The organism is Dokdonella sp., assembly GCF_051958935.1.
Taxonomy (GTDB): domain Bacteria; phylum Pseudomonadota; class Gammaproteobacteria; order Xanthomonadales; family Rhodanobacteraceae; genus Dokdonella_A.
Genome location: NZ_JBQCFP010000192.1, coordinates 1 through 5,463 on the forward strand (window position 1 = coordinate 1; position 5,463 = coordinate 5,463).

Here is a 5,463-nt window from a genome sequence, read left to right on the forward strand (position 1 = left end):
CAACACGATCGCCGATGAGCGCGACGCTCTCCGCACCTCTCCCGCTTGCGGGAGAGGTCGCGCCGCAGGCGCGGGTGAGGGACGGCTTGCGAATGCCTCGCAAGGTGTCCCCTCATCCGCCTTCGGCACCTTCTCCCGCGAGCGGGAGACGGGAAAGCGAGCTCCGCCTTCGGCACCTTCTCCCGCGAGCGGGGGAAGGGAAGCGATCCTTGCGTTGCCGTCAGGCACAATGGCCCGATGAACGCGACCCTCTCTGCCCTGCATCTATTCCCGCTCAAATCCGGCGCGCCGCTGCGCGTCGAGTCCGCGACCGTCGAGACACGCGGCCTCGCCGGCGATCGCCGCTGGATGGTCGTCGACGCGACGGGCGCGTTCGTCACCGGCCGCCAGCTCGCGCGCCTGACGCGCGTCGAGGCGCGCTACGACGGCGATGCGCTGCGCCTCGACGCGCCCGGCATGCCCACCTTGCGCGTCGAGGCGCCCCGCGAGGGCGAGCGCATCGCGACGGCCGTGTGGGGCGCCGATGTCACGCCGCTGCTCGCCGACAGAGCGGCGCATGCATGGCTCGGCGAATTTCTCGGCCATCCACTGCGCCTGGTGCACATGGACGACGCCTGCACGCGCAAACTCAAGGCGAAGTACGAGGGCCGCTACGGCACCGACGACGACCTCGTGAGCTTCGCCGACGGCTTCCCGCTGCTGTTGATCTCGCAGGCCGCGCTCGATCTTCTCAACGAGAAGCTCGCGCAACCGGTGCCGGTGCTGCGCTTTCGCCCCAACCTCGTCGTCGCCGGCACCACACCGCACGCCGAGGACGGCTGGAAACGCATCCGCATCGGCGCGATCGAGTTCGAAGTCGCCAAGCCGTGCACGCGCTGCGTATTCACCACGGTCGACTTCGAGCGCGGCGAGCGCGACCCCGCGGGCGAGCCGCTGCGCACGCTCACGAGCTACCGACGCACGGCCGATGGCGTCACCTTCGGCCAGAACCTGATCCCGCGTGGCAGCGGCGTGCTGCGCGTCGGCGATGCGGTCGAGGTGCTCGCCTAACCGCACGTCTCGCCCGCAGGATTGCGCCGCGCAGGCCGTGCACGCACGCGTGCTAGGCTTGCGCGCGCCCCGAGGAGCCCCGCTTTTGCCGAACCGCCCCGCCATCCAGCGCCACGAATGGTTCGCCGTCGCCGTCGCGGTGGTCTACTTCTTCTGCGTGCTCGCCGCGTACTACGTGCTGCGCCCGGTGCGCGACCAGCTTTCGGCGGCGGTGGGTTCGACCGCGCTGCCGCTGTTCTACCTGTCGACCTTCATCGCGACGATTTCGCTGACGCCGCTCTACGGCGCGCTCGTCGCGCGCTACCCGCGGCGCGTGTTCGTCCCGGTCGTGTACGCGTTCTTCATCGCTGGCATGATCGCGTTCATCCCGCTCTTCCAGCTGCAGGACACCATCGGCCCGCGCCTGCTCGGCTCGGTGTTCTTCGTCTGGGTGAGCGTGTTCAACCTGTTCGTCGTCGCGGTGTTCTGGAGTTTCATGGCGGACCTGTTCGACGCCGAGCAGGCGCACCGGCTGTTCCCGGTGATCGCGCTCGGCGGCGCCGCCGGCGCCATCGCCGGCCCCGTGCTGACCAAGGCGCTCAACGACGTCACCGGCGTGCCGGGCCTGCTCATCGTCTCCTCGCTGCTGCTCGGCGTCGCGATCGGCTGCGTGTTCGGGCTCGCGCGATGGTCGAAGGCGCATCCGGTCGTCGGCGACGAGCGTCGCGACGAGCGCATCATCGGCGGCAGTTTCATCGCCGGCGCGATCGAGACGCTGAAGTCGCCGCTGATGCGCCGCATGGCCCTGCTCATGCTGCTCGGCGACGCGGTCGGCACCGTGATCTACGCGTTCCTCATCGATTACAACGGCGTCGCCAACACCACGCGCGAGGCGCGCATCGATTTCTCCGCGAACATCGACCTGTGGGTCAACGTGCTGCAGGCGGTGTTCCAGATCACCGCGACGCGCGTGCTCATGATGCGCGTCGGGCCTTCGGCCGCGCTCGCGCTCGACGGCATCGTCAAGGCGGTGATGCTCGCCCTTTTCGCCGTATTCGGCGGCGCGTGGATCGCCGTCGCCGCCGTCGTCACGCGCGCGAGCGCATACGGCATCTTCAAGCCCGCGTCCGATTCGCTCTACACGCGGGTGGACGCCGAGACGCGCTACAAGACCAAGAACTTCATCGATACCTCCGTCTGGCGCTTCGGCGACGTCGTCGTCAACGGCAGCCTCAACGGCCTGCGCCTGCTCGGCGCGACCTCGCCGATGCTCGCGCTGCTCACGGTCGTCGCGGCGGTGAGTTCGGCGTCGATCGGGTGGAAGACGGCGCAGTTGCTCGATGGGGGAGCGGCGCGCAGGCGGGCGCCGTAGGAGCCCACTCTGCGGGCGGCCCGGCGCCACCGCGATATTCGATGGGGCGGTCGCGCACGGGGTGCGCTCCTACAGGTGCCTCGAGCGGCTCATACGCGCGAACAACTCCACGACACCATGCGCCCGTCCTCGTACGGCATCACGCCATGGAACGGGCGCGGGTCGCCGTCGAACACGAGCGGCAGGAAGTGGCGGTCGCCTTCCCACATCGGCAGGGTGCCGAGCTGGTCGACGTCGACCCACTCGAGCGTGCCTTCGGGGTTCGCCTCGATCGGCGTGCCTTCGTAGGCCGTGACGAGGAACAGGAAACCGAGCCAGTCCTCGCCGTGCTTGCCGAAGCCCGGCCAGCTGATCGTGCCGCGCAGTTCCAACGCCGTGCATTCGATGCCCGCTTCCTCGCGGATCTCGCGGCGCATGCCCGCGAGCACGTCTTCATGCGGATCGAGCTTGCCGCCGAGGCCGTTGTACTTGCCGAGGTGGTGATCGCCCGGTCGCGTGTTGCGATGGATCATGAGCACGCGCCGGCGATCGGGCGAGAGCACGTAGCCGAGGGTGGCGACGATCGGGGTGTAGGGCATCGGGGCGTGGACGCACTGCGAAGTTCGCGATGATACCGGCAACGACTACACTCATGCACTGCGCGGCGCCGCCGAGGCGCAACGTCCCGGAATCGACATGACCATCGAAATCCTCACCGAACAGCACTGCTTCGGCGGCACGCAGGGCTTCTATCGCCACGCGTCCGCCACCACCGGCGGCGCGATGCGCTTGGGCGTCTACCGCCCGCCGCTCGCGCCGGGCGCGAAGGCACCGGTGCTCTACTACCTCGCCGGGCTCACCTGCACGGACGAGACGTTCGCAATCAAAGCCGGCGCACAGCGCATCGCGGCCGAACTCGGCATCGCGCTCGTCACGCCCGACACGAGCCCGCGCGATACCGGCATCGACGGCGCGACCGGCGACTGGGAGTTCGGCGAGGGCGCGGGCTTCTACCTCGATGCGACCGAGCCTGCGTTCGCTTCGCGCTTTCGCATGTACTCGTACGTCGTCGACGAGCTGCCGCCGCTGCTCGCCGCGGCGTTCCCCGCGCTCGACACGACGCGCGCGTCGATCTTCGGCCATTCGATGGGCGGCCATGGCGCGCTCACGATCGCGTTGAAGAACCCGTCGCGCTATCGTTCGGTGTCCGCATTCGCGCCGATCGTCGCGCCGATCCAGGTGCCGTGGGGGCAGAAGGCGCTGCCGCGCTACCTCGGCGACGATCGCGACGCATGGCGCGCGTACGACGCGACCGCGCTGATCGAAGACGGCGCGCGCTTCCCCGGCACGCTGCTCGTCGAACAGGGCGATGCCGACAAATTCCTCGACGTGCAATTGCGCCCGGAATTCCTCGAACGCGCCTGCCGCTCGACCGGGCAGCCTCTCGACCTGCGCCGCCGCGCCGGTTACGACCACAGCTACTGGTTCATCCAGAGCTTCGTCGAGGACCATCTGCGCCATCATGCACAGGCGTTGCGCACGTAGCCTTCGCCATGCTGCGGTCGCGCACAGGGTGCGCTCCTACAAGGGCCGCGCAGCGCCTCGCGTGTTGGCGGCAGGACTCGTTGCGATGCTCCTGGTGTGCGTGTAGGGCGGTAGGCGCGCAGCGCGTGCCGCCGCGCGCGCCGGTCCTCACACCAGCGCGGCTTGCGCTCCCGCAGGATGCCGGCGAGGCGTCAGACGCCGATGTCCTCGTTCCAGAGTTCCGGCTTGTCGCGCATGAAGTCGTGCATGAGTTCGACGCACGTCGCATCGTCGACGACCTCGATCGCGACGCCACGGCTCTTGAGCCATGCTTCTTCGCCCATGAACGAACGGTTCTCGCCGACCACCACGCGCGGGATGCCGTACAGCGCGATCGCGCCGCTGCACATCGGGCACGGCGACAGGGTCGTGTAGATCACGCTCTCGCGGTACACCTTCGCCGGCTGCCGGCCCGCGTTCTCGAGCGCGTCCATCTCGCCGTGCAGGATCGCACTGCCCTTCTGCACGCGCCGGTTGTGGCCGCGTCCGATGATGCGGCCGTCGTGCACGATCACCGAACCGATCGGGATGCCGCCTTCGGCGAGGCCGACCCTGGCTTCGTCGATCGCGGCCTGGAGGAATGGATCCATGCGTGGCGCCCCTGGGTTGCGGCTCATGCCGCGCGCCGAGTATCCCACGCGAGCCGCGACCTGTAGGAGCGCACCCTCTGCGCGACCGGCACACCCGGAACTTCGCGGTCGCGCACAGGGTGCGCTCCTACCGTGCTTCGCATCGTTTTTCGAGCGATCGAGCAACACCATCCACCCGACCCTCGCCTTGAAGCAGAGGGCTGAAGTGCAGCCTTCACGCAGCCGCGCCCGCGGAAGATGGGCGCGCGTCAGCCCACCTTGCGCGGCGAGATCCACATCGTGATGTCGGCGTCGAACACCACCTCGCCGCCCGCGTCGCGCACCTCGACGATCGCATGCGCTTCGCTGCCGCTCGTTGCCGCGACGATCGCCGGCACGGTGGCGGTCGCGGTCATCGCGCCCTTCGCCTTCTTGAGGTAGCGCACGGTCATGCCTTTGGGGATCCAGCGCATCGAATCGGGAATGGTCGCGTCGGTCGCGAGGCCGCCCGCGAGTTCGGCCATGTTGCACAACGCGATCGCGTGCACGGTGCCGATGTGGTTGTGCACGCGGCGCCGGTCTCGGATGCGCACGACGCACCGACCGGGCTCGAGCACGTGAATCGTCGGCGCGATCGATGCGAAGTACGGCGCGCGCCAGCAGATCGCGCGCGAGACGAGCCAGCGGCCGAATGCGGAGCGGCCGTGGCGGCGGAACAGACTGAGTGCTTGCGAGGCCATGCGATTTCCTCGTCGATGTTCCGTAGGAGCGCACCCTTTACGCGACCGGCATACCCGCAACTCCGGGTATGCGTGTAGGGCGGTACGCGCAACGCGCGTGCCGCCGATCGCGCCAGTCCACCAACGCATCGCGGCTTCCACCGCCCGCGCCAAACGCGCTTGCACCTGCGCCGCCGGTCACCGCGCCGCG

General features: G+C 69.2%; 6 protein-coding genes. 3 read left to right on the top strand and 3 right to left on the bottom strand.

Annotated elements, in window-relative coordinates; genetic code table 11:
* Positions 1 to 237: 237 nt before the first annotated feature.
* Together ACTHK2_RS17855 and ACTHK2_RS17860 are read left to right on the top strand one after the other, a co-directional pair.
* Positions 238 to 1,050 (top strand): MOSC domain-containing protein, encoded by an 813-nt coding sequence (locus ACTHK2_RS17855; RefSeq protein ID WP_440247089.1) that lies wholly within the window; start codon positions 238 to 240, stop codon positions 1,048 to 1,050.
* An 85-nt stretch (positions 1,051 to 1,135) separates the two neighbouring features.
* Entirely contained in the window at positions 1,136 to 2,401 is a 1,266-nt protein-coding gene (locus tag ACTHK2_RS17860; protein WP_440247090.1) for an NTP/NDP exchange transporter, read from the top strand.
* A gap of 89 nt (positions 2,402 to 2,490) precedes the next feature.
* On the opposite strand, the gene ACTHK2_RS17865 is transcribed toward ACTHK2_RS17860, so the two are convergent.
* The gene (locus ACTHK2_RS17865) at positions 2,491 to 2,979 is read right to left on the bottom strand and encodes an NUDIX hydrolase (protein WP_440247091.1); all 489 of its coding nucleotides are present in this window, start codon (positions 2,977 to 2,979) and stop codon (positions 2,491 to 2,493) included.
* A 97-nt stretch (positions 2,980 to 3,076) separates the two neighbouring features.
* Between ACTHK2_RS17865 and fghA the strand changes: the two genes are divergently transcribed.
* Entirely contained in the window at positions 3,077 to 3,925 is an 849-nt protein-coding gene (fghA, locus tag ACTHK2_RS17870) for an S-formylglutathione hydrolase (RefSeq protein WP_440247092.1), read from the top strand.
* A 191-nt stretch (positions 3,926 to 4,116) separates the two neighbouring features.
* On the opposite strand, the gene ACTHK2_RS17875 is transcribed toward fghA, so the two are convergent.
* Together ACTHK2_RS17875 and ACTHK2_RS17880 are read right to left on the bottom strand one after the other, a co-directional pair.
* Positions 4,117 to 4,554, bottom strand: a complete 438-nt coding sequence (locus ACTHK2_RS17875) for a nucleoside deaminase (protein WP_440247093.1) — start codon at positions 4,552 to 4,554, stop codon at positions 4,117 to 4,119.
* Positions 4,555 to 4,802: 248 nt separating this feature from the next.
* Positions 4,803 to 5,273 (bottom strand): hotdog fold domain-containing protein, encoded by a 471-nt coding sequence (locus ACTHK2_RS17880; RefSeq protein WP_440247094.1) that lies wholly within the window; start codon positions 5,271 to 5,273, stop codon positions 4,803 to 4,805.
* Positions 5,274 to 5,463 lie beyond the last annotated feature (190 nt).